Source organism: Marisediminicola senii, assembly GCF_011057645.1.
In the GTDB taxonomy this organism is placed as follows: Bacteria; Actinomycetota; Actinomycetes; order Actinomycetales; family Microbacteriaceae; genus Marisediminicola; species Marisediminicola senii.
Genome location: NZ_JAALGE010000022.1, coordinates 16,853 through 43,234, shown reverse-complemented (window position 1 = coordinate 43,234; position 26,382 = coordinate 16,853). Strand labels below are relative to the sequence as shown.

At 68.5% G+C, this 26,382-nt stretch carries 27 protein-coding genes and 1 tRNA gene; 11 read left to right on the top strand and 17 right to left on the bottom strand.

Translation table 11 applies throughout. The annotated features are described in order from the left end of the window. Nucleotides 1-120: 120 nt before the first annotated feature. The 6 genes from G5S38_RS08860 (at nt 121) to G5S38_RS08835 (ending at nt 5,427) form a co-directional block, all read left to right on the top strand. Nucleotides 121-495, top strand: a complete 375-nt coding sequence (locus G5S38_RS08860; RefSeq protein WP_165067467.1) for a hypothetical protein — start codon at nt 121-123, stop codon at nt 493-495. Beyond that, nucleotides 492-1,985, top strand: a complete 1,494-nt coding sequence (locus tag G5S38_RS08855; RefSeq protein WP_165067465.1) for an ATP-binding protein — start codon at nt 492-494, stop codon at nt 1,983-1,985. Before G5S38_RS08860 ends, G5S38_RS08855 begins: the two co-directional genes overlap by 4 nt. Beyond that, nucleotides 1,982-2,560, top strand: coding sequence for a hypothetical protein (locus G5S38_RS08850; RefSeq protein WP_165067462.1), 579 nt, complete (start codon nt 1,982-1,984; stop codon nt 2,558-2,560). The genes G5S38_RS08855 and G5S38_RS08850 overlap by 4 nt, the downstream gene beginning before the upstream one ends. Then, nucleotides 2,557-4,329: a type IV secretory system conjugative DNA transfer family protein gene (locus tag G5S38_RS08845; protein ID WP_165067459.1), complete on the top strand. Its 1,773-nt coding sequence runs from the start codon at nt 2,557-2,559 to the stop codon at nt 4,327-4,329. The genes G5S38_RS08850 and G5S38_RS08845 overlap by 4 nt, the downstream gene beginning before the upstream one ends. 66 nt (nt 4,330-4,395) lie before the next feature. Beyond that, the gene (locus tag G5S38_RS08840) at nt 4,396-4,830 is read left to right on the top strand and encodes a single-stranded DNA-binding protein (RefSeq protein ID WP_165067456.1); all 435 of its coding nucleotides are present in this window, start codon (nt 4,396-4,398) and stop codon (nt 4,828-4,830) included. Between the two features lie 9 nt (nt 4,831-4,839). Then, a complete protein-coding gene (locus tag G5S38_RS08835; RefSeq protein WP_165067453.1) occupies nt 4,840-5,427 on the top strand; it encodes a hypothetical protein in 588 nt (195 codons plus the stop codon). 144 nt (nt 5,428-5,571) lie between these two features. On the opposite strand, the gene G5S38_RS08830 is transcribed toward G5S38_RS08835, so the two are convergent. From G5S38_RS08830 to G5S38_RS08810, 5 genes are all read right to left on the bottom strand, one after another. Continuing rightward, nucleotides 5,572-6,249: a hypothetical protein gene (locus tag G5S38_RS08830; protein WP_165067450.1), complete on the bottom strand. Its 678-nt coding sequence runs from the start codon at nt 6,247-6,249 to the stop codon at nt 5,572-5,574. Then, a complete protein-coding gene (locus tag G5S38_RS08825; RefSeq protein WP_165067447.1) occupies nt 6,236-6,604 on the bottom strand; it encodes an excisionase family DNA-binding protein in 369 nt (122 codons plus the stop codon). Before G5S38_RS08825 ends, G5S38_RS08830 begins: the two co-directional genes overlap by 14 nt. 59 nt (nt 6,605-6,663) lie before the next feature. Beyond that, complete coding sequence (locus tag G5S38_RS08820; protein ID WP_165067444.1) at nt 6,664-7,908, bottom strand: tyrosine-type recombinase/integrase; 1,245 nt, start codon at nt 7,906-7,908, stop codon at nt 6,664-6,666. Then, nucleotides 7,905-8,111, bottom strand: coding sequence for a helix-turn-helix domain-containing protein (locus G5S38_RS08815; RefSeq protein ID WP_134434758.1), 207 nt, complete (start codon nt 8,109-8,111; stop codon nt 7,905-7,907). The genes G5S38_RS08820 and G5S38_RS08815 overlap by 4 nt, the downstream gene beginning before the upstream one ends. Nucleotides 8,112-8,314: 203 nt before the next feature. After that, nucleotides 8,315-8,390, bottom strand: a tRNA-Lys gene (locus G5S38_RS08810). A gap of 119 nt (nt 8,391-8,509) precedes the next feature. Here G5S38_RS08810 and bcp point away from each other — a divergent pair. Then, the gene (gene bcp, locus G5S38_RS08805; RefSeq protein WP_165067441.1) at nt 8,510-9,022 is read left to right on the top strand and encodes a thioredoxin-dependent thiol peroxidase; all 513 of its coding nucleotides are present in this window, start codon (nt 8,510-8,512) and stop codon (nt 9,020-9,022) included. A gap of 49 nt (nt 9,023-9,071) precedes the next feature. On the opposite strand, the gene G5S38_RS08800 is transcribed toward bcp, so the two are convergent. After that, complete coding sequence (locus G5S38_RS08800; protein ID WP_235928976.1) at nt 9,072-9,518, bottom strand: hypothetical protein; 447 nt, start codon at nt 9,516-9,518, stop codon at nt 9,072-9,074. 179 nt (nt 9,519-9,697) lie between these two features. Between G5S38_RS08800 and G5S38_RS08795 the strand changes: the two genes are divergently transcribed. After that, nucleotides 9,698-9,946, top strand: coding sequence for a WhiB family transcriptional regulator (locus G5S38_RS08795; RefSeq protein ID WP_165067438.1), 249 nt, complete (start codon nt 9,698-9,700; stop codon nt 9,944-9,946). 129 nt (nt 9,947-10,075) lie between these two features. Here G5S38_RS08795 and G5S38_RS08790 read toward each other — a convergent pair whose 3' ends face one another. From G5S38_RS08790 to G5S38_RS08775, 4 genes are read right to left on the bottom strand one after another with little or no spacing between them, the layout of a single operon-like run. Then, nucleotides 10,076-11,569, bottom strand: coding sequence for a sensor histidine kinase (locus G5S38_RS08790; RefSeq protein WP_165067435.1), 1,494 nt, complete (start codon nt 11,567-11,569; stop codon nt 10,076-10,078). A 47-nt stretch (nt 11,570-11,616) separates the two neighbouring features. Continuing rightward, the gene (locus tag G5S38_RS08785; protein ID WP_165067432.1) at nt 11,617-12,285 is read right to left on the bottom strand and encodes an LON peptidase substrate-binding domain-containing protein; all 669 of its coding nucleotides are present in this window, start codon (nt 12,283-12,285) and stop codon (nt 11,617-11,619) included. Between the two features lie 20 nt (nt 12,286-12,305). Then, nucleotides 12,306-13,670 (bottom strand): AAA family ATPase, encoded by a 1,365-nt coding sequence (locus tag G5S38_RS08780; protein WP_165067429.1) that lies wholly within the window; start codon nt 13,668-13,670, stop codon nt 12,306-12,308. 3 nt (nt 13,671-13,673) lie between these two features. Continuing rightward, nucleotides 13,674-14,321 carry a hypothetical protein gene (locus tag G5S38_RS08775; RefSeq protein ID WP_165067426.1) on the bottom strand — a complete coding sequence of 216 codons (648 nt, stop codon included), beginning with the start codon at nt 14,319-14,321 and terminating at the stop codon, nt 13,674-13,676. Nucleotides 14,322-14,436: 115 nt separating this feature from the next. Between G5S38_RS08775 and G5S38_RS08770 the strand changes: the two genes are divergently transcribed. Beyond that, complete coding sequence (locus G5S38_RS08770) at nt 14,437-14,769, top strand: helix-turn-helix domain-containing protein (RefSeq protein ID WP_165067423.1); 333 nt, start codon at nt 14,437-14,439, stop codon at nt 14,767-14,769. Here G5S38_RS08770 and G5S38_RS08765 read toward each other — a convergent pair. Further along, nucleotides 14,745-15,350, bottom strand: a complete 606-nt coding sequence (locus G5S38_RS08765; protein WP_165067420.1) for a hypothetical protein — start codon at nt 15,348-15,350, stop codon at nt 14,745-14,747. The two genes, G5S38_RS08770 and G5S38_RS08765, sit on opposite strands and share 25 nt — an antisense overlap. 167 nt (nt 15,351-15,517) lie before the next feature. Here G5S38_RS08765 and G5S38_RS08760 point away from each other — a divergent pair, with 167 nt between their 5' ends. Then, on the top strand, nt 15,518-15,955 hold the full coding sequence (locus G5S38_RS08760; RefSeq protein ID WP_235928975.1) for an Rv3235 family protein: 438 nt from the start codon (nt 15,518-15,520) through the stop codon (nt 15,953-15,955). A gap of 136 nt (nt 15,956-16,091) precedes the next feature. On the opposite strand, the gene secA is transcribed toward G5S38_RS08760, so the two are convergent. From secA to mtrA, 6 genes are all read right to left on the bottom strand, one after another. Next, complete coding sequence (secA, locus tag G5S38_RS08755; protein ID WP_165067417.1) at nt 16,092-18,917, bottom strand: preprotein translocase subunit SecA; 2,826 nt, start codon at nt 18,915-18,917, stop codon at nt 16,092-16,094. A gap of 169 nt (nt 18,918-19,086) precedes the next feature. Continuing rightward, nucleotides 19,087-19,776 carry a ribosome hibernation-promoting factor, HPF/YfiA family gene (hpf, locus tag G5S38_RS08750; RefSeq protein ID WP_165067413.1) on the bottom strand — a complete coding sequence of 230 codons (690 nt, stop codon included), beginning with the start codon at nt 19,774-19,776 and terminating at the stop codon, nt 19,087-19,089. A 197-nt stretch (nt 19,777-19,973) separates the two neighbouring features. Beyond that, nucleotides 19,974-20,678: a ComF family protein gene (locus tag G5S38_RS08745; RefSeq protein WP_165067410.1), complete on the bottom strand. Its 705-nt coding sequence runs from the start codon at nt 20,676-20,678 to the stop codon at nt 19,974-19,976. Nucleotides 20,679-20,828: 150 nt separating this feature from the next. Next, a complete protein-coding gene (locus G5S38_RS08740) occupies nt 20,829-22,526 on the bottom strand; it encodes a GerMN domain-containing protein (RefSeq protein WP_165067407.1) in 1,698 nt (565 codons plus the stop codon). Then, nucleotides 22,519-24,249, bottom strand: a complete 1,731-nt coding sequence (gene mtrB / locus G5S38_RS08735) for an MtrAB system histidine kinase MtrB (protein ID WP_235928974.1) — start codon at nt 24,247-24,249, stop codon at nt 22,519-22,521. Before mtrB ends, G5S38_RS08740 begins: the two co-directional genes overlap by 8 nt. Nucleotide 24,250: 1 nt before the next feature. Then, entirely contained in the window at nt 24,251-24,931 is a 681-nt protein-coding gene (gene mtrA, locus G5S38_RS08730; RefSeq protein ID WP_165067404.1) for an MtrAB system response regulator MtrA, read from the bottom strand. A 180-nt stretch (nt 24,932-25,111) separates the two neighbouring features. Here mtrA and G5S38_RS08725 point away from each other — a divergent pair, with 180 nt between their 5' ends. After that, complete coding sequence (locus tag G5S38_RS08725) at nt 25,112-26,326, top strand: glycerophosphoryl diester phosphodiesterase membrane domain-containing protein (protein ID WP_165067401.1); 1,215 nt, start codon at nt 25,112-25,114, stop codon at nt 26,324-26,326. Nucleotides 26,327-26,382 lie beyond the last annotated feature (56 nt).

Genomic DNA, 26,382 nt, shown 5'->3' with positions numbered 1-26,382 from the left:
TCGCCAGATCCCGCCTCACCCTCGTCCCCGACACCGGAACCGAGGTGACCACCGAACCCGCCCTCGGACTCAGCGCCTAACCCCCAAACCGAAGGACACCGCTACACCACCACCGGGGACTTGACCGATCCCGCGCACACGTACACGGTGATGGGCGAGCTGCTCGGCGGTCTCCGGTCGCTTGTGCAAGTGCTGGAGCAGGTCGCCACTGCGCACACCTGCGATGAGTCCAGGGCGCACACCGACAGCGGCGACCACTGGGCGGGCGTAGAGGAGGCATTCGCCGCCGCGAACGCGCTTCGGCGGGCGGCGAGTCTTGTGCGTCGCGCCGAGCTGGCCGTCGATCAGGCGTCCCAGCATTCCGGTCGCGTCGCGTGGGCACCAGCTGCGGAGCGCCGAAGCACCTCGCCCGAGCGAACGCCGCGGGCTCTCCTCGGCGACGGCGACCGGTTCGAACATCGTGCGCTCTCCAAACGGCGGGGGCTGTCGCTGTGAACGACGACGAGCGCGAGCGCCTCCACACGACAGTGCTGCTCGACCCGGCGAACGAGCGTCGATCAGTGCGAAGGGCACGGCGACAGGCTGCGCAGCAAATCGCTACCGACGACCGCAAGGCGCACCAGGCACAGGCGCGGGCCGAGTGGGAAGCCGAGCGCGATGCGCAACGCGCGACGACTTACCTGCCGAGCGCGGGCGAGGCCCGCCCCGCCGCTTTGCGCACGCCGGGCAAGTTCCACCTCCCACGCCACCAGGACACGAGTGCGACTCTCGCGGGCGCGTACCCGTTCCTCGCCGAGGGCGGACTTGGATCACAAGGTGTCTTCGTCGGACAAGATCTCTACTCCGGGGCATCCTTCGTCTACGACCCGTGGGTGCTCTATGCCAGGGGCGCCATCACCGCGCCGAACATCGTGCTCGCCGGGATCGTGGGCTCCGGGAAGTCGTCGCTGGCGAAGAGCCTCTACACCCGCAGCATCCCATTCGGCCGCCGCGTCTACGTGCCCGGAGATCCCAAGGGTGAGCACACGGCCGTCGCCGAAGCCGTAGGCGGCCGGGCCATCGTGCTCGGGCACGGTATGCCGAACCGCCTCAACCCGCTGGATGAAGGCCACCGCCCCTCGGGGCTCAGCGACACCGAATGGCTGAGCCAAGTCACATCGAGGCGTCGCGACCTCATCGGCGCGCTCGCCGAGACGGTGCTCGATCGACCGCTCACACCGCTGGAACACACCGCGATCGACCTCGCCCTCGCCGACGCCGTGCGATCGTCCGACGTTCCGATCCTCCCGATGGTCGTCGACCGCATCCTCGCGCCCGCCATCGACAACAATGTCGACGGCCGCCTCATCGAAGACGGTCGTGTCGTCGGTCACGCGCTGCGGCGGCTCGTCGCTGGTGACCTCCAGGGCCTCTTCGACGGGCCGAGCACGGTGAAGTTCGATCCGTCCCTGCCGATGATCTCGCTCGATCTCTCGCGCGTCGCCGAGAACTCGACCCTCGTATCGGTGCTGATGACCTGCTCATCCGCATGGATGGAGTCGGCGCTGCTCGACCCGCAAGGCGGGCAGCGATGGGTGATCTATGACGAGGCGTGGCGCTTGATGTCGCACCCCGCGCTCCTTCGGCGAATGGATGCACAGTGGCGGTTGGCGAGGCACTTCGGCATCGCCAACATGCTGATCTTCCACAAACTCAGCGACCTCGACAACGTGGGCGATCAGGGTTCTGCGATGCGCGCTCTCGCGTCGTCGCTGCTCGCCAACGCGGAGACCAGGATCATCTACCGCCAGGAGTCCGACCAGCTCGGCGCAACGGCGAGCGCGCTGGGGTTGACCGGCACCGAGGAAGGGCTGCTCCCGGGGCTCGGCACCGGACAGGGGCTCTGGCGCATCAAGGACAGAAGCTTCGTCGTGCAGCACCAGCTCCACCCCGCCGAGCTGGCGGCATTCGACACGACCAGCCGGATGACAGGAGGCGTGCGATGAGCAGCACACTGACGAAGCGACGCAAGCCCAGCTCCAGCAGCGAGACCGAGGCTGCGCGGCCCATACAAGTACCCCCGGTGCTTCCGATCATCGTGATGACCGTCCAGCCGGATGCAACGCTCAGCGTCGCCGTCGATGGGCAGCCGCTCGACTCGCCGACCTTCGCCCCGCTGTGGCAGCGCCACTCGTTCGCGCAGGTCATCAGCCAGGTGATCGAGCAGCGTCATTCGCCCGTCCGCGTGGTCATCAACGAGCAGGATGGCAGCGTCTACACCGACATCGTGACGCAGCCGATCCTGGGCACCCTGGCGACTGAGCCAGGCGAGGAACCGGCGCCGGTTACGGCTGAACCGAGCGCGGGCATATCTGCGCATTTGCTGGCCGTGCACGGCGACGAGGGATTCATCCCCGGCGAGCAGGTCGCGGTGGCGATCATCATCCGCCACACTGACGCGCAGAGCGAAGGCTCCGCCCGATCGCTGATCGAGCCGGGACTACTCGACCTCAGCCCCACCCGCGAGGTTGTCCTTCTCGGGCGCATGTCGGGCACCTGCATCGTCGGGCAGCCGACGTGAGCAGCGCGTCGACGCGATCGGGCTCGTTCGGCGACGAGCTGACAAACCTCGCGCTCGGCGCACTGATCGGTGCGATGGTGCTAGCCGGAACACTGCGGCTCGCGGGCAACGTGGCGGCGTTCCTGACGGGAGCGGCACAGCCGACGGCGGGCCTTGAGGCCGGGTTCGGCGTCGTCTTCCACGCCGACGACCCCGGCTCGGCACTCGGCTCGGAGACCCTTCATCCCGTGGCCTACTGGCTGACTGCCGGTGTGATGGTCGCGGGTGCCGGAGTCGCCGGATGGTTTCTCTGGCGATTCGTCCACGAACTGAGTCGTCGCTCGAAAGCCGACCCGAACAAGATCGTCGGCATCGCCGAGACCGGCGACATCGTGCGCTCCGCCTCGGATCGCGCGCTGCTCACCCGCGCGGGCATCCTTCGTCCCTCGCTCGACAAGCCCCGACCCATGGACGTCGGCTATCTGATCGGCACCGCTCACGGGAAGCGGGTCTGGACCTCGGTGGAGGACTCCATCCTGCTCATCGGGCCGCCACGTTCTGGCAAGGGTACGCACATTGTCATCAACAGCATCCTCGATGCCCCCGGCGCGGTCGTGACTACCTCGACGCGCCCCGACAACCTCACTGCCACGCTCCGCGCACGCTCGCAGCACGGACCGGTCGCCGTCTTCGACCCGCAGCGGCTCGCCCAGGGCGTGCCTGCTGGTCTGCGTTGGAATCCGGTGCGGGGGTGCGAGCTGCCGCTCACGGCGATGATCCGTGCCACCGGGCTCGCCGCGGGCACCGGGCTCTCCGGCCCCGCTGTGGAGAACGGCGGCTTCTGGGAGGGCAAGACCCGCACCGCACTTCAAGCACTGCTGCACGCGGCCGCCCTCGACGGCAGACCACCCACCGAGCTGTTCCGCTGGACGCTCGATCCCGCGGCGGCAGCGGATGCCGTCGCCATCCTGTCCGCCTCCTCCGGTGCGGCGACCGGCTGGGCGGAGTCCCTCGACGCGATGCTCCAGTCCGACCCGCGTACGCGCGACTCGATTTGGCAGGGGGTCTCGTTGGCTCTGGCAGCGCTCGCCGACCCGCGGGTGCTCGAAGCAGTCAGTCCGAGCGAGGACGAGCAGTTCGACCCCGAGGCATTTCTCCGCAACTCGGGCACGCTCTACCTGCTGGCAACGGGTGCCGGTGCTGGTGCATCGTCGGCACTCGTCGCCGCATTCGTCGAAGACCTCGTGGAAACCGCGCGCCGTCTCGCCGCGCGCTCACCCGGCGCACGACTCGACCCGCCGGTGCTGCTCGCGCTCGATGAGATCGGTAACCTCGCGCCCCTGCCGTCGCTCCCAGTACTCATGGCCGAGGGCGGGGGTACCGGGCTGACGGTGATGCCCGTCTTGCAGTCGATGGCCCAGGCGCGCGAACGCTGGGGTGAGAATGCGGCGACAGCGATCTGGGATGCCAGCATCGCCAAGATCGTGCTCGGCGGCGCATCCGGCTCCCGCGACCTTCAGGATCTCTCCACCCTCATCGGCGACCGTGATGAGATCACCGACTCCGTGACCATCGGCGAGCGCGGGTTGCGCTCGAATCAGCGCTCGACACGGCGCGTGCCGATCATGCCGCCCGACGTCATCCGTACCCTGCCGTATGGCACGGCGCTCGTGCTGCTCCGCTCCGCTCCGCCCATCGTGACCCGGATGCGCGAGTGGACTGCGCGCCCCGACGCCGCCGATCTGAGCGCGCAGCGGGCTGGGGTCGAGAGGCTGCTTCGCCGGGGATGACGCGCGCACCTGTCTAGCAAGCCGAGACCCATTTGGGTCACCTGACCAGACTAAGGAGCATCTCTGATGGCGATCCACACCCAACAATCCCTCTCGGGATTCATCGCCACTGATCCGCAACTCTCGTTCAATGCCAACGGCGAAGCGCGTCTGCACGTGCGTATCGGCCAAGAGCATTTCGAGCGCAACCCCGATGGCAGCTTCACGCAGCAGGAGACAACGTTTCACGACCTCGTGATGTACCGCCGGAGTGCAGAGCGGGCATTCGCGCAGCTCGCCAAGGGTGACAACTTCGTCGCCGAGGGCTACGTGCACCCATACAGCTACGAGCGCGATGGACAAACCATAACCGGTGAGGAGTTCGTCGCCAAGCGCCTCGGACACGATGCGGCCCGGTCGATCTACGTCGTCGACCGCAGCCGCGGTCAGGGCGCGGGGATCGAGCAAACCGCCCCGGACGCCGCGGCGGCGGCGAGGCCGAGCCGCCCGATCACGCTGTGAGGCCCGGCGATGCCACTCGACGACAACACGCTCGCCATCCCCGGCTTCGACTTCGAGCCGCCGCCGGCCGATGAACCCGAGCCGATGCCCACACCCGGCGAAGACGATGCTCACACCCCGGAGCCCCCGCGACCAATCAACTGGAACCTGCTCACCGCCGAGGAGGCACAGGTCGAATGGCTGGAGCTGAACGCCTGGATCAACTGGCTGCGGCACACCTACGGACTCAGCGTGGGCGTCATCCCACCGCTGTGGCATCGGCATTCCGAACTCATCTGGGAGCTGTCGGCGTTGCGCCAACACTGGCTGAGCGCGTACGAGTCGAAGCAGCACGGTTCGGCCCCGATCGGCTGGCACCGCGACTTCGCTGACGCCAAACAACGACTGCACGACTGGGTTGCCGCCTGCGGCACCCGCCTCGACAGCGACCGGCCAACGAGGCTGGCCGCGTGGCCCGGCGAAGACCCCGCCCCGGCTGTCGAGGAATCGGCGATCACCAACCGGGACGAGGACTTCGTGCAGTTCGTCCGTGACGACATCGCTCGGCGTCGCGCAGCAGAGGACGCGTTCTACGCGCAGCTCGCTGTGGATCATTAGGCCGTCGCGCTTGGCACGGTGACGCATGGCGCAGCGGCACCTTCGGAAGCCTTCGCCGGGGCAGCTCAAGTTCGACCTCTGGGGTCTCGACGAGGCAACCTCCGACGAGACCCAGGCCGCTGCACGCGACGGTGCGACGCTGAGCTACGGGCGGTCGCGAGCACGGCGGCAGTCCGCGCAGAGCCCGTCAATCAGCTCGCCGAGCTGGGCCACGATCGTTTCGCAGCTCAGGCACCGTGTGCCCCGGAAGATCACCGAGGGCTCTCGGTGGATGCTCGGTGAAGGCCCGACATTGTGGAGATCGGCGTGCGCGGCGAACAACCGCGGGTGCTGGCGTGCTACCGCGCTATGGAATTGGGCCGCGGTGGTCGGCGGCGCGACTTGGCGTTCGACGAACAGGTCGATCACGAGTGCATAAGCCTCGCGGGTCAGCCGCTCGGCGAGGAACAAGTCGGGGTTCACCGCCGATATGCCGAGGCTGATGAGGTCGACTTCAGCGAAATCGTCCACGTCTTCGGTGACGAGGAATGTCGCTCGAGCCGCCTCCGCGTCGGCGAGGATCTGCCTGTCGTTGCCTTTGGTCGATGCAAACCGGCCCACGATGTCACCGGTCGGCCCGAGTGGGATTTCGAACCGGCGGCGAACATCAGCGGGTGTGACGGCGCGCGGACGTAGGTGCCGAGCGGCTTCCTGCTCCGCAGTTTCGCTCCAGAGCGCATGGAAGCCGCTCGGCATGCCTCCGACCATGAAGAGAGTGCGGGTGACCGGTTTGGCGAGGACGTTGGCGTCGAGGAAGACGAGGGTGGCGCTACCGAGCGTCACCGAAGAGGTCCGCCTCGATGTCATCGCGCACCAGCTCCACCATGTCGCCCATCGTCTTGTCCCAGAACCGCTCGAACTCCTCGTACGGGACGCGGTTGCGATTGCCGACCTTCACCGCGTGGATCTCGCCAGCTTTGATCTTCCGTGAGATCGTCGACCGGGAGACCCCTATCGCTTCGGCCACCTGCTCGGGCGTCAGCATCCGCTGCTTCGACGTCAGCGTCACCGTTGCGCCCTCGGCGGCAGCCCGCTGCACGTAGGCGGCAACCTCCTCCAGCCAGGCCGGGCGCGGGCCAGTATCCCGCGTGCTCGCGCGTACGTCTTCGGGATTGATCGTCAGGTGTGCCAGTGACATGACCCCATCCTACGCCGACTTGCACACTCGGTCCAGGGTAAGTGTGCAGTGAATTTCGACTAAGCGACATCGTCGACACCCTCATCAAGCTCGACGGCGCTGAGCGTCAACTCGCCACCATCCGGCGCGAGTCGTTCGAGAATCTCGGCGGTGACCGGGTTGACGCGCTTCGTAGGCTGAACGTAGTAGGTCTCGGTGACCTCCTTCGAGGCGTGGCCGAGCAGTTCTGCAGCGAGGTCTATGGAGGCTGCCTGGTCGATTGTCGTGGCTACGGTCTTGCGGAACGTGTGCGGGGTGATGTCACTCAGGTCGAGATCCTCCGGCAGCCCCGCCGACGCGAGCACGGCGCGAAGCTGGCGGCGCAGATTGTTCGGGGAGATGAACGTGCCGTTGCGGGTGCTAAAGATCGGGTGATCGTCAGGCACGTTGCCCAGCATCGCGAGCCGTGAGCGAATGGCTTGGGCCGTGTAGCTCGGCACGGCGATGATTCGCCAGTCCTTCGAGTGCTTGACCTGAGGCTGCCGGTACAGACTGTGCCCCCTGCGCTGCACGAGCGTGCCGCTGATCGTGACCTCCGGTGGCGAGACGGTCATGTCGACGTCGCACTTGCGGATCGCCAGCGCTTCCCCGATGCGCGCAGACGTTCCAAGGATCGTCTCGATGACGTCGGCGAGCTGACCATCGGGCTTGGGACCGTGCACCTTCTCGCCCGTGCGCCACTTCGCCACGGCGTCACGCAGCCGCGCCAGTTCGGCGTGATCGAGGCTGCGAATCTCCTTGCGCCCGCGCGGAACGGGCGCGGTGTCGCGCACCGGGTTCTTGCCTACCGCGTCGTGTCGCACGGCGAGATCGAAGACCAGCGCGAGCACGATCTTGGCCCGACGGGCGCGCGACGGGTGTTCGGGGGCCAGCGCCTTCAGGAACCGATCGACGCGGCCGACGGTCAGCTCCCGAAGCCGCAACTGACCGAGCGCCGGGAGCACGACCACCTCCAGACTGCGCTCGTAGGCATCGAGCGTCTGCGGAGCCTGCCGTCCAGTAACTCGGACCTCCTCCAGCCAGTAGCTCGCGAGGTCGCGCAGGCTGGTGTTGCGATCCAGATCGCTATCACCCGCTGTGTCCGCTTGCTCGGCGATCTTCGCCTTGAGCGCGTTCGTGGCCTTTGTCTCGCTGGTTGCCGTGGCCTGGATGCGGAGGTAGTCGCCGTCCATGTCGCGGTAACGCGTGGTGGCCGCATACTTCGCCCCGAGCTTCCTGACCGAGATTGACCCGTAGGTGCCCAGCGGCTGAACAGGGCGGCTCACGACTGCTCCTCCAGCCAGTCGATCACGTGACTCTCGGGGTAGCGCAGCGCACGCCCAACCTTGACCGCGCGAGGACCGACCTTCTGCGTGCGCCACTCGTAGAGCGTCTTGACCGGCACGCCGAGATAGTCCGAAAGCTGCTGCACCGTGAGCAGTCGCTCAAGGCGGCTCGGCAGCTCTGCGAAGGGGCGAGGCTCGTTCATACCTCGTAGGTAGGAACGGACTCCCGGCACCACCCGGAAGTGGGCGGGGAACACCCCGAAACAACCGGATGATGAGGCCCGCGGAGGGCGTGTCTGCGGTGGTTTTTGACGAGTTTCTGACGACTTGAGTGTCGCTGAGGGTATGGGTGAAAACATTGAAGCCTCGTAGTTGTGAGGTAACTACGAGGCTCAGGCCCAGTGACTGGTGCACCCCCCCGGACTTGAACCGGGAACCCACTGATTAAGAGTCAGTTGCTCTGCCAATTGAGCTAGGGATGCATGCGGCTTGGGGCAAATGCCCGGGCCGAGGACCAAGGTTAGCATGAGAGTTCACCGTCTACGACGCACTGCACGTCAGTGCATGGTCGTATTCGCCCCGCGCCTCACCTTCCCACCCTATGTTCGCCTTCCGACTCATCCAGGAGCCCACCGTGGTCGACACCTCCGCCAGACTCGACGCCGGCGCCACCGCGCCCGCCTTCACGCTCACCGACCAGGACGGCTCCCCGGTGTCGCTCGCCGACTTCGCCGGCCAGAACGTGATCGTGTACTTCTACCCCGCCGCGTCGACTCCCGGCTGCACCACCCAGGCCTGCGACTTTCGCGACAACATCAACTCGCTGAAGTCCGCCGGCTACCAGGTGCTCGGCGTCTCGAAAGACGACGCTCCCGCTCTGCAGAAGTTCCAGGCGGAGCAGGGCCTCAACTTCCCCCTGCTCAGCGACCCCGACCTCGTCGTGCACAACGCATACGGCGCGTACGGCGAGAAGTCCCTGTACGGCAAGACCGTGACCGGGGTGCTCCGGTCCACTTTCGTGGTCGATCCCGACGGCACCCTGAAGCTCGCGCTCTACAACGTGAAGGCGACCGGGCACGTCGCGTCACTGCGCAAGAAGCTCGGTCTCGACTAGCCCCGGCCACCGCCGCCGGAGGAGCCGACGCCTCCTCCGGCGAATGCCGCTAGGCCTGCTCCTCGGGCCGGGTCGTCGCCAGCACGACGGGGCGCGAGAACATCAGCACGATGACGGCGATGGCCGGGGTGAGGAGCAGCCAGCCGATTCCCGGGCGCGCGAACAGGCCCTGGAAGCTGCCGATCGCGAGCGCGATCTGGAGCACCTGAACGGTGATACCCGCGCCCCGGATCCAGGGCTGGCCGCGCAACGCGCCGACGGCGATCGCCGCGACGCCGACCGCGCCGATCGCGACCACGACGGTGAGCGCAACGGCGCTCACGAACGAGTCGGGGGTGTCGACCAGGAGCTCCACGACGAGGTAGACGGTGGCGGCGACCAGGGCGAGTGCCTCAAGTGCGATGAGGCCGACGAGCACCCGCAACTGCGCCGGAATACGGGGCTCGCGCCCCCGGGCGGGGGCGTCGTCGGGGTGCGGGCTCACAGCATCGTCCAATACAAAACTATTGATTTGCGGGTATACGTGTGAGAGTCTATTGGAGGTTGATTTGATGCTTACAGGGTCGTAGGCGCATCCCATTTCCGACTGTTCACGCCGGTCAATTCGAGTCTCGAATGAAGACTTCCGGCCTGTCGACTCTCTGTATTTCCATCAGCAATCTAAGGAGCACCCCTATGGACTGGCGCGACAAAGCGGCTTGCCTCACGGCCGACCCAGAGCTTTTCTTCCCCGTGGGAAACACGGGACCGGCCGTCGACCAGATCGAGAAGGCCAAGTCGGTCTGCGGGCGTTGCAGCGTCTCCGAGCAGTGCCTCCAGTACGCCCTCGAGACCAGCCAGGATTCCGGCGTCTGGGGCGGCCTGAGTGAAGACGAGCGCCGTGCCCTCAAGCGTCGCGCCGCTCGCGCCCGCCGCGCCTCCTGATCATCGGTGCCCCCGGGCACCCGCATTACCCAAGCGACACAGCCCCGTCGAAGGACTTTCGGCGGGGCTTTCGCTTGGGCTCTCACCGGGCTCTTCGGCTCTCCCCGGGCTCTCGGGCTCTCCCCGGGCTCAGGATGCGGTAATGAACGCCAGGGGAATGTCGATGGTCACCTCGGTGCCACTGCCCACGAGCGTGTGCCAGTCGATGGTTCCGCTGAGTTCACCCTGGATCAGCGTGCGCACGATCTGTGTGCCGAGTCCCGATCCGACTTTGCCCTCGGGTAGCCCGACCCCGGAGTCGCGCACTTTGACGCTCAGCGTCTCCTCCGTGCGCCCCGCCGTGATCTCCACGTCGCCCTCGCGCCCGGCGAGTCCGTGCTCGACGGCGTTGGTGACCAGTTCGGTCAGCGCCAGGGCGAGTGGGGTCGCGTAGGCGCTCGGCAGCACGCCGAAACTGCCGGTGAGCTTCGGGTGCACCTTGGTGTTGAGGGTCGACGCGACCTCGGCGATGAGCAGCAGTACGCGGTCGAACACCGCGTCGAAGTCCACGTTCTGGCTGAGTCCCTCGCTGAGGGTGTCATGCACGACAGCGATGGCGGCGACCCGCCGCATGGCTTGGTTCAGCGACTCGCGCGCCTCTTCGGAGTGCGAGCGACGCGCCTGGATTCGCAACAGGGACGCGACCGTCTGCAGGTTGTTCTTGACCCGGTGGTGGATCTCGCGGATCGTGGCATCCTTCGTGATCAACTCCCGTTCCTGGTGACGGAGCTCGGTCACGTCGCGGCAGAGCACGATCGCGCCGGTGCGCTCGCCCCGGTCACGGATCGGGATGGCACGCAGCGAGATCGTCACGCCGCGGGCCTCGATGTCGGTGCGCCACGGCGCCCGGCCGGTCACCACGAGCGGCAGGGATTCGTCGGTGATGTGCTTTCCGGTGAGCAGCCCGGTGGTCACCTCGGCGAGCGACTCGCCCTCCAGTTCGCCTGCGAACCCCATGCGGTTGAACGCCGACAGACCGTTCGGGCTGGCGAACGTGACGAGCCCGTCGACGTCGAGGCGCAGCAGGCCGTCAGAGGCGCGCGGCGCGCCGCGACGGGGGCCGGTCGGCGCACCGAGGTCGGGAAAGTCCCCGATGGCGATCATGCCGAACAGGTCGTTGGCGCATTCGTTGAAGGTCAGCTCCTGGCGGCTGGGCGTGCGCGCCTCGCTGAGGTTGGTATGGCGGGTGATGATCGCAACCGGGTTGTCTGCGGTGGCGGACCCGGATGCGGCGAGCCGGCGCAGCACGGGAACGGCGCGCACCCGCGTGGGAGTCTCCTCGTACCAGTCGGGTGCGGCGGAGTCGATGATCTGACCAGAGGCGAACGCGTCGGAGACCTGCTTGCGCCATTCCGGCTTGACGTTCTGCCCGACGAAGTCGCGGTAGAACAGGGTGGCCGAGCTCGACGGCCTGGCGTGCGCGACCGCGACGAAGGTGTCGGTGGTCGTGGGCACCCACAGCACGATGTCGGCGAACGCGAGGTCGGCCAGTAACTGCCAGTCGCCGACCAGGAGGTGCAGCCACTCGACGTCGGCTTCGGAGGAACGCCCCTGGGCGAGGACGAGGTCACTGAGGGTCGACACCCGTCCAGCGTAACCGCGCCCGGGTGCGGCCGAGTGACACCGCGGGCTCAGGGCGCGGGCGGGGGCACCTCGTCGTCGCCACCGGGCATACCGTCGGGCGCCGCATCCGACCACGGCACCGAGAACGCGACCGCCGCCTCTTCGGTAACCTCGATGATGGCCGTGAGTAGGCCCTCCATCGACGTCGACCGCAGCAGTCGCAGCTGGTCGACCTCCCCGACCGGCGCTATCGCCGCCAGCTGCCACGCGGCCTCCGCCGGGTCGTCCGACAAGGCGACGTCCGGCGGCCAGTACTGGTCGGAGAATTCGCTCGCGATGGCGAGGATGCGCCTGACCGCGGTGTCTGCGGTGTGGCGCAGCGTGTCGAGGTCGTCGCTCCACTCGAGGTCGTCGAGCTCGCGCACCTCCGCCCGCGGGAACGGGCTGTCGTCGAGCCACTCGACCACCTCGATACGCTCCGCTCCCAGCGCGACGAGGCCGACGAAGCCGTCGCCCGCCGCCATCTGGGTGACGCTCGCCATCGTTCCGTAGGAGTACCGGTGCTCCCCTCCCCCGACCTCCTGGCCACGCTCGATGAGGACGACCCCGAATTCGGTGCGTTCCGTCTCGATCATCGATGCGAGCATCGCGAGGTACCTGTCCTCGAAGATGCGCAGCTGCAGCGGCATGTGCGGAAACAGCACCGATCCGAGCGGGAACATGGGGATGTCGGTCATGCGCCAAGCGAAGCACGCGGTCATCCGAGATCCCGGTGAAGCGCGGCCGAGCGGTGGAGTGCCGGAGCGGGTCGGGCCTGCCCCTGGGCCTCTCCCCGCCGCGCGGATCCCCACCATCCCGTCGCCGCGCCACCCCGCGTGCCGCCGCGCGCGCCGGCCGACCGGGTGCCGTTGCGCAGTGCCCGCCGCGTTCGCATGGTCTGCGGCACCTGCGGAAGCAGCCGGGATGCCACGAGCTCGCCGATCGCGACCCTCGCGGCCGACCGCGTCGCGGCGTCGCGCACCGTCGTTCCCGCGAGCACCGCGGCGTCGAACGCCGACTGGTCGTGCGGAACGATGACCGGTGTCGAGATGCCACCGAACCGCTGCAGCGCACCGCGCACCTGACTGGCCGGTGACAGTCCGATCGCGCTCTGCCGCACCCGGTTCATCACGACCGTCACCCGGTCGGTAGTGGCCGCCTCGAGCAGGTCGGAGTGCACGCGCAGAAAACGCGACAGCCCGACCGGGTCGGCGGCCCCGACCGCCACCACGTCGTCGGCCTCGCGCAGTGCCGCCAGCGTCGCCGCGTTGCGACGCGGCGCGAACAGGTCGCTCGAGATCTCCTCGTCGGTCTCGAGGCTGAACCCGGTGTCGACCACCGTGTAGTCCACCCACTCCCGGCAGGTGGCGAGGGTCGCGGTGACGCGGTCGGACGACAGTTCGGGCCACCGGTTCGGACGCCCGATGCCGGTGAGCACCCAGAAGCTGCCGTGCCCCGACCGGTAGCGCTGCCCGATGCGCTCGAGTTCGTGCAGGGTGAGTCCGCCGGCCCCGGCGAGCCGGCACGCCGCGGCGAATCCCGGTGCCTCGTCGAGCAAGCCGAGCGCGGGCGCGACCGAGCCGCTGTAAGTGTCGACGTCGCACAGGGCGACGCTGTAGCCCGCGGCCGCGATCTCCGCGGCGATCGAGATGGCCAGGCTGGTGCGCCCTGGGGCCCCGGCCGGCCCCCACACCGCGATCACCCGCCCGCGGCCCGCGGGAACCGCCGCGTCGGTGCCGACCCCCGCGATCAGCGCCTCGATCATCGGCTCGACCACGGTCCAGTCGCCGTCACCCTGCACCGTCTCGAGAAGGCCGATGGATGCCGCGTGCCGCCGCTGCCCGTCGGACGCGATGATCCCGATCACCCTGACACCGGCCGCATCCGCCGCGGAGAGCACCGCCGCGGTGAGGAACCGCGGGTCGGCCGAGACCAGGGCGGCGTCGCATCCACTCGATGTCATGACCGCGATGAGCTCGTCCGCCGAGGAACACGCCTCGCCGACCTCGTGGCCGTGGTTGCGCAGGTGCCGGTCGAGGCGAGTGAGCAGGTCGGCCGGCACGGCGAGTACGACGACGGCCACCGGTCAGCCCTCCATCGGGATGCCGATGGGCACCAGCGACATCGAATCATTGTTGGCCAGCGACTCGAGCAGCTGCGCGATCGAGTCGCGCGGCACGAGCACCTCGACGGATACCGACGACCCGTCGACGATGAGGCTCTCGCTCTCGATCACCCTGACCACGGTGGCGCCGCCGACCGCGACGGACGGCGCGCCGTACACCCCGGCCTCGATCTCCTTGGCCGACCAGATATCGACGCCCGCCCCGGCGACGACCGACTGCGGCAACCGGCCGGGAACGGTGACGACGACCGACGCTTCACGTGTGCCCGCGGCATCCCCCACCGCCGACACGGGAACCAGTTCGCCCGCCGGTACCGACCTGGTGATGACCAGGTCGTCGTTCGCCACGGCCTCCCCCGGCAGGTACAGGCCATCGGCCTCGCCGAGCCGCACACTGCGGAGTACGAGGTCGTCGGGGTCTACCGCGTCGCCGGGTGTCAGCGCCGACCTGGCCGCCCACACCTCGACGCGCCGGTCGGCGGCCGAGACCACCCCGATGACGCCGGCGACCGACCCGATGACCAGCACCACCCCGACCGCGAACCGCGGGTCGAGCCAGAACGATCGTTGTCCGCGCTCACTGCGCGGTGCGGCTGCCGTGCGCTTCATTCGTCGACTCCCGGTTCGAGAAGGATGTGTTCTCCATCGTCATCCCGACCGCCGCGGCCCGCGCTAGTTATCCACACCACCGTCACGACGGGGGACACGCGGCCATACTCGACGCATGGACGAACTCGACGGTGACGGCGGGGTGGCCAGGTTTCTCACCCTCGCCGACACCGCCGAAATCCTCAACATCTCTGCCCGCCAGGCGTACGCCCTGGTCAGGTCGGGAGAACTGCCCGCGATCAAGATCGGCGGGGCGGGGCACTGGCGCATCGAGAAGAGCCTCCTCGAGGCCTACATCGCCGCCAAGTACGAAGAGGCCAGGCGCATCGGGTTGTGGAACCAGGCGGAGTACGAGGCGCTGCCCGAGTATTCGTTCGACCGCGGCGACCGCCGCTGGCCGGGCACCGACGGCTCCAGCCCGGGTCAGAACTTCACGACCAGCAGCTGAGCCATCGGCACCACGCGGTACCCGCTGACCGCGGATTCCCGTCGCGCGCTGCCGACCTCGTGCACCGCGACGTCGAGGTGGTCGCGTCCGACACGATCGACGGTGCCGAACACCGTGCCGTCCAGGAGATGGAACTCCAGGCTCCGGCGGCGACGACACAGGTCGCGGAGCACGAACGATAACGTGAGGCGCTCCGACAGGGTCGGTTCGGCGTCTGGCGCACCCGCGGTCACGGAGAGGCTCGGCAGCACCTGCTCTCGGGTGAGGTGCAGGCTCGACACCGCGGCGATCGGGATGACACACCGGGAGGGATGCCGCGACTCGGCGACCACCGTGGCGGAGAACCAGTCCCGGCCGATGGTCGTCGGGCGAACGGCGATGCGCGACCCGTCGGTGAGCTGCACGGCGAGCGAGGTCGGCGAGTGCTTGCCTGCGGCCTCCTGGATGCCGCGGATGCGATCCCGCAGCCCGAGCCGGCCGAGGCGGAGGCGTTCCTCTTCGGCGCGCAGGTCGATCTCCTCGGCCCCGAGCTCCTGGTCGAGTTGGCCCTCGAGGTCGTCGAAGAGGTTGTCCCAGCGCATTGGATGACGTTAACCACAGGTCACGCGGGGGTCACGCGTTATCCACAGCCCCCTTGTGGGGCGTGGACTCTCCTCCCCCGAGGTGACACAGTGACATCTCCGGCGCGGTATGACCCCTGTTCGGGGGTTACCGGCGGCGCCAATCCCGTGAGAGGTGATGGTCGATCATGAGTGATGCACTCCCCGCCCCGGCGCCCGCCCGACCGTCGCACGTGCGGTTCCACGCCGACGAGTTCTTCTCGTTCCAGCCCGCCGACCGGTCGACGCTGCCGAGCCCTGAGCCGTTGCTGGAGAACCTCACGCGGTGCGTGATCGAGATCCTGGCCGGGGCGCGCGACCTCGAACAGATCTCCCGCTGGGTCACTGACGACGTCTATCGGCACCTCCTCAAGCGGGTGGTGCTGTCATCGAAGGCCCGCCAGGCCAAGGGGCAGGTGCCGACCAGGCCCACGTTCACGATCGGATCGACGTCGCTGTGCGAACCGCGCGCTGGCGTTGTCGAAGCGGTTGTCATCGTGCGCGGCCGGGTGCGTGCCCGTGCGGTGGCCATCCGCCTCGAGGGGCTCGACAACCGGTGGCGGGCCACCGCCATCAACGTACTGTAGCGAGACGTCACCGGGCCGGAGCGTCACGAGGCCTGGCCCTACGCGATCAATGCGAAACGAGCGCATGTCCACCGCAGTGGACATGCGCTCGTTTCGTCGTGCGGATGCTGTGCCTGCTACCGGCTGCTGCCCGCGGCTACTTGCGCTTCGACTGCGAGCGGCGTTCCGCGCGGTTTACGGGCGGTGCGACCTGCGTCGGCTGCTGCCCGAATGCCCCGCGGCCCCCGGTGGTCGCGGGTGCCGGCTCGTCATCCGGTTCCAGCCCGGCGGCTGCCCGCTCCGCCTCGTCCTGGATGCGCTGCGCCTTGGCGGTGGCGGCCCGCTCGAGCTGGCCTCGCTGGTCGCGTACCTCGACCTCGCCGTCGGCGTTGGGCGCGGAGTAGCGCAGCTTCTCGACGGGTGCGCTCGGCGCACCGAGGCCCTTCGCGGCCACCGACGGCACCGCCGCAGTCGCTCCCGCACCGGTGACCTCGACTTCGAGGTTGAACAGGAACCCGACGGTCTCCTCGCGGATCTGCCCCATCATGCTCTGGTACAGCGCGAAGCCCTCGCGCTGGTATTCGACCAGCGGGTCGCGCTGTGCCATGGCGCGCAGGCCGATGCCGTCCTTGAGATAGTCCATCTCGTAGAGGTGGTCGCGCCAGCGACGGTCGATGACCGAGAGCACGACTCGGCGCTCGAGTTCGCGCATCGCGGCCTCGCCGAGGCCTTCGGTGCGCTTCTGGTAGGCGAGCTTGGCGTCGGAGAGGATCTCCTTCGTCAGGTAGTCACGGGTGACACGTCCACGGGACCCCGCCTCGGTGAGCACCTCGTCGACCGAGATCGAAATGGGGTACAGGGTACCCAGCTCGGTCCACATCGCGTCGAGGTCCCAGTCGTCGGCGCTTCCCTCCGACGTGTGCTCGTCGATGACCTCGGTGACGACGTCTTCGAGGAACGTCTGGGTGCGGTCCTGCAGGTCGTCGCCCTCGAGGATGTGCCGGCGGTCGCCGTAGATCGCTTCGCGCTGGCGGTTGAGGACGTCGTCGTACTTGAGCACGTTCTTGCGGATCTCGGCGTTGCGCGATTCGACCTGGCTCTGCGCGCTGCGGATGGCGCGGCTGACGACCTTGGATTCGATGGCGAGGTCGTCGGGAACGTTGCCCCTGCCCATCAGCTGCTCGGCGGCCGCTGAGTTGAACAGGCGCATGAGGTCGTCGGTGAGCGACAGGTAGAACCGGCTCTCGCCGGGGTCGCCCTGGCGGCCGGAACGCCCGCGCAGCTGGTTGTCGATTCGACGCGACTCGTGGCGCTCGGTGCCGAGCACGTAGAGACCGCCGGCCTCGACGACGCGCTCGGCCTGGGTCGCGACCTCGGCCTTGACGCGGTCGAACACCTCGTCCCACTGCGCCTCGTACTCGTCGGGAGTGTCGACCGGGCTCAGTCCGCGCGAATTCATCTCGGCGACCGCGAGGAACTCGGCGTTGCCGCCGAGCATGACGTCGGTTCCACGACCGGCCATGTTGGTGGCCACGGTGACCGAGCCGAACCGGCCGGCCTGCGCGACGATGGCCGCTTCCCTGGCGTGGTTCTTGGCGTTCAGCACCTCGTGCTTGATGCCGCGCTTGGCGAGCAGCTTGGAGAGGTACTCGCTCTTCTCGACGCTGGTCGTTCCGACGAGCACGGGCTGGCCGTTCTTGTGGCGAACGTCGATGTCTTCGACGACCTGCCCGAACTTGGCTTCCTCGTTCTTGTAGACGAGGTCGGGCTGGTCGATGCGCACCATCGACTTGTTGGTCGGGATGGAGACGACGCCGAGCTTGTACGTGCTCATGAACTCGGCGGCCTCGGTCTCGGCCGTTCCGGTCATGCCGGAGAGCTTGCTGTAGAGGCGGAAGTAGTTCTGCAGCGTCACAGTGGCGAGGGTCTGGTTCTCCGCCTTGACGGCGACGCCCTCCTTGGCCTCGATGGCCTGGTGGATTCCCTCGTTGTAGCGGCGGCCCATCAGGATGCGGCCGGTGTGCTCGTCGACGATGAGCACCTCGCCGTTCATCACGACGTAGTCCTTGTCCTTCTTGAACAGGGCGCTCGCCTTGATGGCGTTGTTGAGGAACGAGATCAGCGGGGTGTTGGCCGACTCGTAGAGGTTGTCGATGCCGAGGTAATCCTCGACCTTCTCGATTCCGGGCTCGAGCACGCCGACGGTGCGCTTCTTCTCGTCGACCTCGTAGTCGACGTCGGCCACCAGGCGCTTGGCGAGGCGCGCGAACTCGGTGAACCACCGGTTGGCCTCACCGGACGACGGGCCGGAGATGATCAGCGGGGTGCGGGCCTCGTCGATGAGGATCGAGTCGACCTCGTCGACGATGGCGAAGAAGTGGCCGCGCTGCACCATGTCGGATGCCTGCCACGCCATGTTGTCGCGCAGGTAGTCGAAGCCGAATTCGTTGTTGGTGCCGTAGGTGATGTCTGCGGCGTACTGCTCGCGGCGCTGCGGCGGTGTCTGGCCGCTCACGATGCAGCCGGTCGTCATTCCGAGGGCGCGGAACACGCGGCCCATGAGCTCGGACTGGTACGAGGCGAGGTAGTCGTTGACCGTGATGACGTGAACGCCGCGCGACGCGATGGCGTTGAGGTAGGCGGCGGTCGTGGCGACCAGCGTCTTGCCCTCACCGGTCTTCATCTCGGCGATGTTGCCGAGGTGGAGCGCCGCCCCACCCATGAGCTGCACGTCGAAGTGCCGAAGCCCCAGGGTGCGCTTCGCGGCCTCCCGAACTGCGGCGAATGCCTCGGGGAGCAGGTCGTCGAGGGACTCCCCGTTGCCGTAGCGCTCACGCAGTTCGACGGTCTCGTTCTTCAGCTCGTCGTCGGTGAGGGCCGTGAAGTCGTCTTCCAGATGATTGATCGCCTCCGCGTAGCGCTGCAGCCGGCGGAGGGTGCGTCCTTCGCCGACACGGAGGACACGCTCAAGAACATTTGCCACCGAAAACTCCCATTGCTGTTGCGCCCGGACTACTCGCCGCGACGATATCAATCGGTCGTAACCGATTCGTGATGCGTGGCAATCCTAGCGAAGTGCTGCCGAACGATGACCGAAGGGCACCAATCGTCGCTGACTGGTGCCCTTCGGGATCGGTTGTCGCGCGTGGCGCCTAGCCGCGCAGCCCCCTGGCCGCGGCCTGCGCCTCCGGCAGTTCGTCGACCTGGTCGTCGAGGCCGATCACCCCGTAGTCCCAGCCCTTGCGGCGGTAGACGACGCTCGGCCGGTCGGTCTCCGCGTCGATGAAGAGGTAGAAATCATGACCGACGAGCTCCATGTAGTAGAGCGCGTCGTCGACGGTCATGGGCACCGCCGCGAACACCTTCTTGCGGATGACGACGGGGCTCCACTCCGCCTCGACTTCCTCTGCGGGGGTGACGACGTCGAACGACCCGGTGAGCGCCCGCTCGAGAACGTCGGGTGCCGCCGGCGTGATGTCGACCACGCTGAAGCCCGTCGACGCGGCCTCCCGCAGCGAGGTCGGGCGGTGCTTTCCGCGGTGCACCTTCTGGCGGTCCTTCGCCCGCCGCAACCGCATGATCAGCTTGTCGAGCGCGAGGTCGTAGGCGACGTACTTGTCCGACCCGTTCGATTCCGCCCGCACGAGGGGGCCGGGCCCGATCAGGGTCAGCTCGACCCGATCATCCCCCGATGAACCGTTCTTCTCATTGTGGCGACTGACTTTCACTTCGAAAGCGAGTGCCCTGTCCGCCAGATGCGCGACCTTTTCCGCCTTCTCGGTTGCGTAGTCCCGGAATCGATCGGTGATTCCGAGCCCCAGGCCGTTTACGGAAATTTCCATGGCGTCCTCCCAATCCACATGGCGCGGCTAGTGGTCACCCCGTGAATACACGCGGTGGTCCGCGCCTCTTCAGCCCCACCGTAGACCCCGGTGACGCCCCGTGTCTCGCTTCTGGGGCAAGCCATCATCGTTTCCCAGAATGGATGAGGGTCGGGACCGCTGACAGGACGGGGCCACGGGTAATCGGTGTGTTCGGCTCAGGTCGACCGCTCGGGAACCAGCTTCGGCACGAAGGCGATCGTGGCCGCGGTAACCACCTCCCCGCCGGCCTCGCGTACCGCGCGGGCGGCCTCGCGAATGGTGGAGCCCGTGGTGGTCACGTCGTCGACGAGCACGAACCGCCCAGCGTCGAGGGGCCAGCGGGCCGCCAGCGATCCGGCGAGGTTGGCGCCCCGGTCGGTGACGTCGAGCGCCTTCTGCGCGCCGGTTCGCCGGGTCCAGCGCAGGGCGGCGACCGGGCGTGGGAGTCCGGTGCGGCGTAGCACGAGTGACACCGGGTCGTACCCCCGGCGACGGTACGACGACCGGCTGCGCGGCACCGTGACGAGTCGCACCTCGCCCCTGGCCTCGGTCGCCGCGATGGTGACCGCTGCGGCGAGGGGTGCGGCGAGCGCGCGGGCGACGTCTGTTCTGCCCTGCTCCTTGAGGGCGAGGATCACGCGGCGCACCGCCCCGTCGTAGCGCAACGCGCTGACTACCGGGATCGCGCCGGTGGAGTGGTGCGGGCTCGGGAGGGCGAGGTGCGTGGGCTGCGGGTCGAGGGCCCCGCGGCACGTCGGGCAGACCGCATGGTCTGGCACGCCGCATCCAGCACACTCGACGGGCGACAGCACGGACCACGCCTCGATGACGGCGGCACGGATGGCGTCGCGAGTGGATGCCGCGGCGAACGGTTTGCGCATGGCACGAGCGTGCGCCGCTGCTGCCGGGTGCGCTGCCCGCGTCACCCGACCGGTGCACGGAGGGCACCGCGGGGCGCCGGGGAGGACGGGTCCTGCAGTTCCCGGTACTCCAGCTCCGGGTCCTGCAGCGCCGGGTGCTGCGGCGCCGAGCTAGTACTGCGTCGCGATGAGCGTGACCTCGTCGCCGGTGTCGGTCCAGCCGACGCCGCTACGCGCCAGGATGGTCGAATCCGCACCGAGCGCGCGCAGGCCGGACGGCCCGTTGCCGCCGATGAGCGCGGTGGCGATGCCGGGCTGGCCCAGTGACGACCTCTCGCCCCCGAGTTCGAACACCGAGACGCTGCCCTGCTCACCCTCGTCGTCGCGCGCCGCGGTGAGCACCGCCACCGACCGGTCGTCGACCCAGGTGGCATCGATGGCCGACCCCGCGGGCAGCGAGATGTCGAGCACCGACTCGCTCAGCGCGACGGGGAGCTGGCTGCGACTCGCGTCGCGGTTGACGGCCTTGATCACCAATCGCGACACCGATCCGTTCGACAGCAGCATGGCGAGCCGGGTGCCGTCGCGGGAGAGATCGACCGAGACGAGGGAGAGGTCGGACGAGAGACCGGTGTCGACGCTGCCGACGGTGCCGTCGGCCGTCGAGATGCGGAGCGTCTGGGGTGCCCCGGCGACGCCCGACCACACGAAGCCGTTGTGGTCGATGGTCGGCGCGACGAGGCCCGCGCGGTCGTCGAGGAGCACGGTCGGCGCGTCATCCGGTCGCACCAGGGAGACGCCGGCCGCCCCCAGCACCGCCACCGAGTCGCCGTCGGTTGCGGCGGCACGCGGCGATGTCTCGACAACACGGGAGCCGAGGCCGCGCAGCGACGTGACGCTGTCACCGGAGAGGTAGCCGAAGTCGTCGCCGCGCAGTACCACGGGCCGGTCGTCGACCTGCGGGTTGAGCACCGGTGCGGATGCGGCGAGCTCGGGGATCTCGAGGGGCGTGCCGCTCACCGAGATGCTGACGCCGCGCACGTTCGGCACGGTCGCGAGGCTCGTGCTGAGCTGCAGCTGCATGAGCTGCCGCTCCGATGGCTCTGCACCGAGGGCCTCGGTCGACAGGTCGACGATGGCCACGCTGGATTCGATGTCGACCTGGGGGTCGGCGAGCTGGGTGCCGTCGGGGAACGCCGTCCTGACAGCACCCTGCAGCCAGTCCGGTGGACCGTCGAGCACCCCCGCGACGATGCGGAGGGTGGCCGTTCCCGACGCGAACCAGCGGATGTCCGGCACCAGGTACTCGTTGGTCGGATCGAGGAAGTACAGCGAGTGCTGGTCGAAGATCGCGCGGAACGTGACATCCGCCAGCACGATGCCGTTCTCGGCCGCGCTGATGCGCCACTGGTCGTCCTCGAGCACGAAGTCGAACGGGAGGGTGACCGGAACCGGGTCGGCGTTCTGCCGGTAGGCGCCGGAGGAGTTCACGGTCGCCGACGCGTTGACCGAGTAGGCGATGGTGTCGTCGTCGACCGGTGAGAGCCGCTCGTTGGCATCCCGCACGGTGACGCTGGCGCGCGGGTTCCACTCGTCGGCGAAACCGGAACTGAGGAACTGCCGCGCGACCGAGTAGTCGTTGGCCGAGCCGGTGAACGCCGCCACGAAGCCGCGCAGGATGTCGGACTGGCTCGCCCCGTCGACGGGCCCGACGGGAAAGAAGTCGAAGTCGCCTGCGTCTTCTTCGGTGATCTCCTGCCCCTCGGTCACGGGCCCGCCGGTGGGTATGCCGACGCATCCCGTCAGCATCGCCAGCAGCATCGCGACCAGCACCAGGCCGGGGCGCGTGGGTGCGGCCGCCCTATGCATCGATGCTCTTCACGGCTTCTGCCCGGTCTTCCGGCGGGAGGTCGAGCGGCGACGTCGTAATCGGGATGCCGCGCTCGCGGGGCAGGGTGAGGCGAAAGCAGGTGCCGACGTGGGGCTCCGACCAGACGTCGAGGCGGCCGTCGTGCTGAACGGCGTCCTCGAGCGAGATGGCGAGCCCGAGGCCGGTTCCGCCGATGGTGCGCTGGCGCGACGGGTCGGCCCGCCAGAAGCGGTCGAACACCTTGGCCACCTCCGACTCCGTCATTCCGACACCGTAATCGCGAACGGCGATCGCGACCGCCGTCGCGTTGCTGTCGACGGTCACGACGATCGGCCTGCCCTCACCGTGCTCGATCGAGTTCCCGAGCAGGTTGCGAAGGATGCGACGGATGCGACGCGCATCGACCTCCGCCTCGAAGTACCCACCGGGCGCGACGACGTGCAGATCGCTGCCGCGCTCGGTGGCGAGTGACCCCATCGCGTCCACGGCGTCTTCGACCAGGCGCACGAGGTTCGTCGGCTCGAGGTCGAGCTCCACGGCACCCGCGTCGTAGCGGCTGATCTCGAGCAGGTCGGAGAGCAGCACCTCGAAGCGCTGCACCTGGGTGTGCAGCAGCTCGGCGATGCGGGCCGTTTCCGGGGGAAAGTCCTCCCGCCGGTCGTAAAGCACGTCGCCGGCCAGCCGGATGGTGGTGAGCGGCGTGCGGAGCTCGTGGGACACGTCGGAGACGAAGCGCTGCTGCAGCCGGGAGAGTTCGGCGAGCTTGGTGATCTGCTGCTGCAGCCCGTCTGCCATGCCGTTGAACGAGCGGGCCAGGGTGGCGATGACGTCCTCGCCCTTCTCGGGGATGCGCACCTCGAGGTCGCCAGCGGCGAGGCGCTGCGAGGTGGCGGCCGCGAGGCGCACCGGGCCGACGACGAGGCGCACCACGATGTAGGTGACCCCGCCGATGAGGGCGACCAGCGCGAGCCCGCCGGCGAACAGGGTCTGCTGCACGAACCCCAGGGTGGTCTGCGCGTCGCTGAGGTCGTACACCAGGTACAGCTCGTAGGATCCGGCGCTCGGCACCGACAGCTGCGACCCGGCGACGAGTCCGGGTGCGCCGTTCGGCAGCTGCACCGACTGCAGGAGCACCTGGCCGGCCGTGGCGGCGACCGCGGCGCTGAGATCCTCGGTGATCACGTCGGCGGGAAAGTCGCGGCTGCTGGTCGGCTGCAGGAACTGCGGGGTCGACGGCTGGCCGGGGGTGCGGAAGATCGCGATGCCCGTTCCGCCCGGGCTGGTCGTCGAGCTGCTGACCGCCTCGCGCACGCTCACCCCGAGCGCCGAGAGCTCGACCGGGTTGGTCTCCTCGGTCTCCAGGCTCCCGGTGAACAGCTGCTGCGCGATGAGGTTGGCTCGCACGGCCTCGGTGGTCACCTGCTCCTGCCGCGAACTGAACAGGTTGTCGCCGATGCTGATCGAAATGTAGGCACCGATCACGCTGACGGCGAGGCTCGACAGCACCACGGTGATCGCCACGGTCCGAAACTGCAGCGACACCCGCCAGAAGCGGCGGAGCCGGGCGAGCAGCGTGCGCCAGTGCAGGTCGGCCCAGTCCAGGTCACCCCAGCGCAGGTCACGTGCCGGCAGGTCGCGTACAGGGAGGGCGCGCGCCGACAGGTCGCGCGTCGGCAGGTCGGGGCCGCGCGGGTCGCCGGGGGGCAGGTCGCCGGGTGTCACCTCAACTGGTCGACCCGGCCCGGTAGCCGACGCCGCGCACGGTCATGACGATGCGGGGATTGTCGGCGTCTTCTTCGACCTTGGCCCGCAGCCGCTGCACGTGCACGTTGACCAGCCGGGTATCCGCCTTGTAGTGGTACCCCCACACCTGCTCGAGCAGCATCTCCCGCGTGAACACCTGCTGCGGCTTGAGCGCGAGCGCCATCAGCAGTTCGAATTCGAGGGGGGTGAGGTTGATGCGCTGGTCTCCACGCCGCACCTCGTGGCCGGCGACGTCGAGCGTGATGTCACCCACCTGCAGTACCGCGGGCGAATCGGCGGGCGTCGGGCGCAACCGGGTGCGGATGCGGGCGACGAGTTCCTTGGGGTTGAACGGCTTCACGACGTAGTCGTCGGCGCCGCTCTCCAGCCCCCGCACCACGTCGGAGGTGTCGGACTTCGCGGTCAGCATGATGACCGGCACGCCGGACTCGGCGCGGATCTGCGCGCAGACCTCGATGCCGTCCTTGCCCGGGAGCATGAGGTCGAGGAGCACCAGGTCGGGCTTGGCCGCCATGAAGGCGTCGAATGCGCTCGCTCCATCGCCGCAGAACACCGGTTCGTATCCTTCGCCGCGCAGGACGATGCCGATCATCTCCGCGAGGGCCGTGTCGTCATCAACAACGAGGATTCGCTCTGTCATCGTCCCGTCTTCGGTTGGGCACGCCCGAACATCCGTGGCGTGAGGAGCTTTCGCACAAGAGTAGTGCAGTGTGAAAGCATCGTGAGGGAGGCCCGAGAGTGGGGTGTGCTCGAGGAACAGCAGTATTCGACGGGGTCGGCGACGGCCGGCCCGGCCTGCAGCGACCGACAGGGGACAGCAATGACCGATGACCAGCAGTGGCAGTCACCCGGCGGCGGCGCGCCCGTTCCGCCGCCCTACGCCCCCGCTCCGCCCCCGGCTGCAGGCGCACCGCAGGGTCCAGGCGCTCAGCAGGGGCCAGGCGCACAACAGGGCGCAGGCCAGTGGATGCCGCAGCAGGCGCCATCCCCCCAGCAGTTCGCCCCGCAGCAGGCCGGCTGGGCTCCCCCGCCCAAGCCCGGACTCATTCCGCTGCGCCCCCTCGACTTCGGAACCATCCTCGGAGCGCCGTACCAGGCACTGCGCCGCAACCCCCGGCCGACCTTCGGCATCAGCCTGCTCATCCAGGGCGGCCTGCTGTTCCTGACCCTACTCGTGGTCGGGCTCGCGACCTGGTTCAGCGTCAGCCGGATCGACTTCGCGTCGACGTCGGCCGACGCCGACGAGATCGCCGCCGGATCGATCGCGACCATCCTGCTGTCGTCGCTGATCCCGGTCGGCCTCTCCATCGTCGCGACCGGGTTCCTGCAGGGCATCCTCGTGCTCGAGGTCTCCCGCCAGTCGCTCGGCGAGAAACTGCGCTTCCCGCAGCTGTGGGCGATGGCCAAGGGCCGCGTCTGGGCCGTCGCCGGCTACACCGTGCTGCTGACCCTCGCCATCCTGCTGGGCATCGGCATCGCCGCCGGTATCGTCGTGGGCGCGGTCGCCCTGGGCGGTGACGCGGGTATCGGCGTCGGGGTGGCCCTCGGCATCCTGCTGGTCCTCGGCCTCATCGTGCTGTACGCGTTCCTCGGCACCAAGCTGGCCTTCGTACCCAGCGTGATCATGCTCGAGCGAACCACTATCCGACAGGCGATGGCCAGGTCGTGGGCCCTGACGAACCGGTCGTTCTGGAAGACCCTCGGCATCCTGCTGCTCGTCGCCCTCATCATCAACATCGCCACCTCGATCGTCACCGCGCCCGTGCAGCTGCTGGTGTCGTTCCTGCCCGTGATGTTCGCCCCGACGGGTGAGGAGACCACGATGCTGGTCCTCCTCGGCCTCGGCTACCTCGTGCTCGTCGTCGTGACCCTGGTGGTCAGCGCCATCGCGCTCGTCATCCAGTCGGCGACGACGGCGCTGCTCTACATCGACCAGCGCATCCGCAAGGAGGGCCTCGACCTCGAGCTCGCCCGGTTCGTGGAGGCCAAGCAGTCGGGGGCGCTCGACCTGCCCGACCCGTATGCGACGGCGTGAGCCCGGTGCGACAGCGTGAGCTCGTGATGGCGATACGGCGCGCTGACGCGCCCGCC

Excerpts from the sequence above, each read along its gene's own strand:
- G5S38_RS08850 (WP_165067462.1), top strand. The coding sequence starts at position 1,982 with ATGAGCAGCACACTGACGAAGCGACGCAAGCCCAGCTCCAGCAGCGAG.
- G5S38_RS08840 (WP_165067456.1), top strand. The coding sequence starts at position 4,396 with ATGGCGATCCACACCCAACAATCCCTCTCGGGATTCATCGCCACTGAT.
- G5S38_RS08835 (WP_165067453.1), top strand. The coding sequence starts at position 4,840 with ATGCCACTCGACGACAACACGCTCGCCATCCCCGGCTTCGACTTCGAG.
- G5S38_RS08825 (WP_165067447.1), bottom strand. The coding sequence starts at position 6,604 with ATGTCACTGGCACACCTGACGATCAATCCCGAAGACGTACGCGCGAGC.
- G5S38_RS08815 (WP_134434758.1), bottom strand. The coding sequence starts at position 8,111 with ATGAACGAGCCTCGCCCCTTCGCAGAGCTGCCGAGCCGCCTTGAGCGA.
- bcp (WP_165067441.1), top strand. The coding sequence starts at position 8,510 with ATGTTCGCCTTCCGACTCATCCAGGAGCCCACCGTGGTCGACACCTCC.
- G5S38_RS08795 (WP_165067438.1), top strand. The coding sequence starts at position 9,698 with ATGGACTGGCGCGACAAAGCGGCTTGCCTCACGGCCGACCCAGAGCTT.
- G5S38_RS08785 (WP_165067432.1), bottom strand. The coding sequence starts at position 12,285 with ATGACCGACATCCCCATGTTCCCGCTCGGATCGGTGCTGTTTCCGCAC.
- G5S38_RS08775 (WP_165067426.1), bottom strand. The coding sequence starts at position 14,321 with ATGAAGCGCACGGCAGCCGCACCGCGCAGTGAGCGCGGACAACGATCG.
- G5S38_RS08770 (WP_165067423.1), top strand. The coding sequence starts at position 14,437 with ATGGACGAACTCGACGGTGACGGCGGGGTGGCCAGGTTTCTCACCCTC.
- G5S38_RS08765 (WP_165067420.1), bottom strand. The coding sequence starts at position 15,350 with ATGCGCTGGGACAACCTCTTCGACGACCTCGAGGGCCAACTCGACCAG.
- G5S38_RS08760 (WP_235928975.1), top strand. The coding sequence starts at position 15,518 with ATGAGTGATGCACTCCCCGCCCCGGCGCCCGCCCGACCGTCGCACGTG.
- hpf (WP_165067413.1), bottom strand. The coding sequence starts at position 19,776 with ATGGAAATTTCCGTAAACGGCCTGGGGCTCGGAATCACCGATCGATTC.
- G5S38_RS08745 (WP_165067410.1), bottom strand. The coding sequence starts at position 20,678 with ATGCGCAAACCGTTCGCCGCGGCATCCACTCGCGACGCCATCCGTGCC.
- G5S38_RS08740 (WP_165067407.1), bottom strand. The coding sequence starts at position 22,526 with ATGCATAGGGCGGCCGCACCCACGCGCCCCGGCCTGGTGCTGGTCGCG.
- mtrA (WP_165067404.1), bottom strand. The coding sequence starts at position 24,931 with ATGACAGAGCGAATCCTCGTTGTTGATGACGACACGGCCCTCGCGGAG.
- G5S38_RS08725 (WP_165067401.1), top strand. The coding sequence starts at position 25,112 with ATGACCGATGACCAGCAGTGGCAGTCACCCGGCGGCGGCGCGCCCGTT.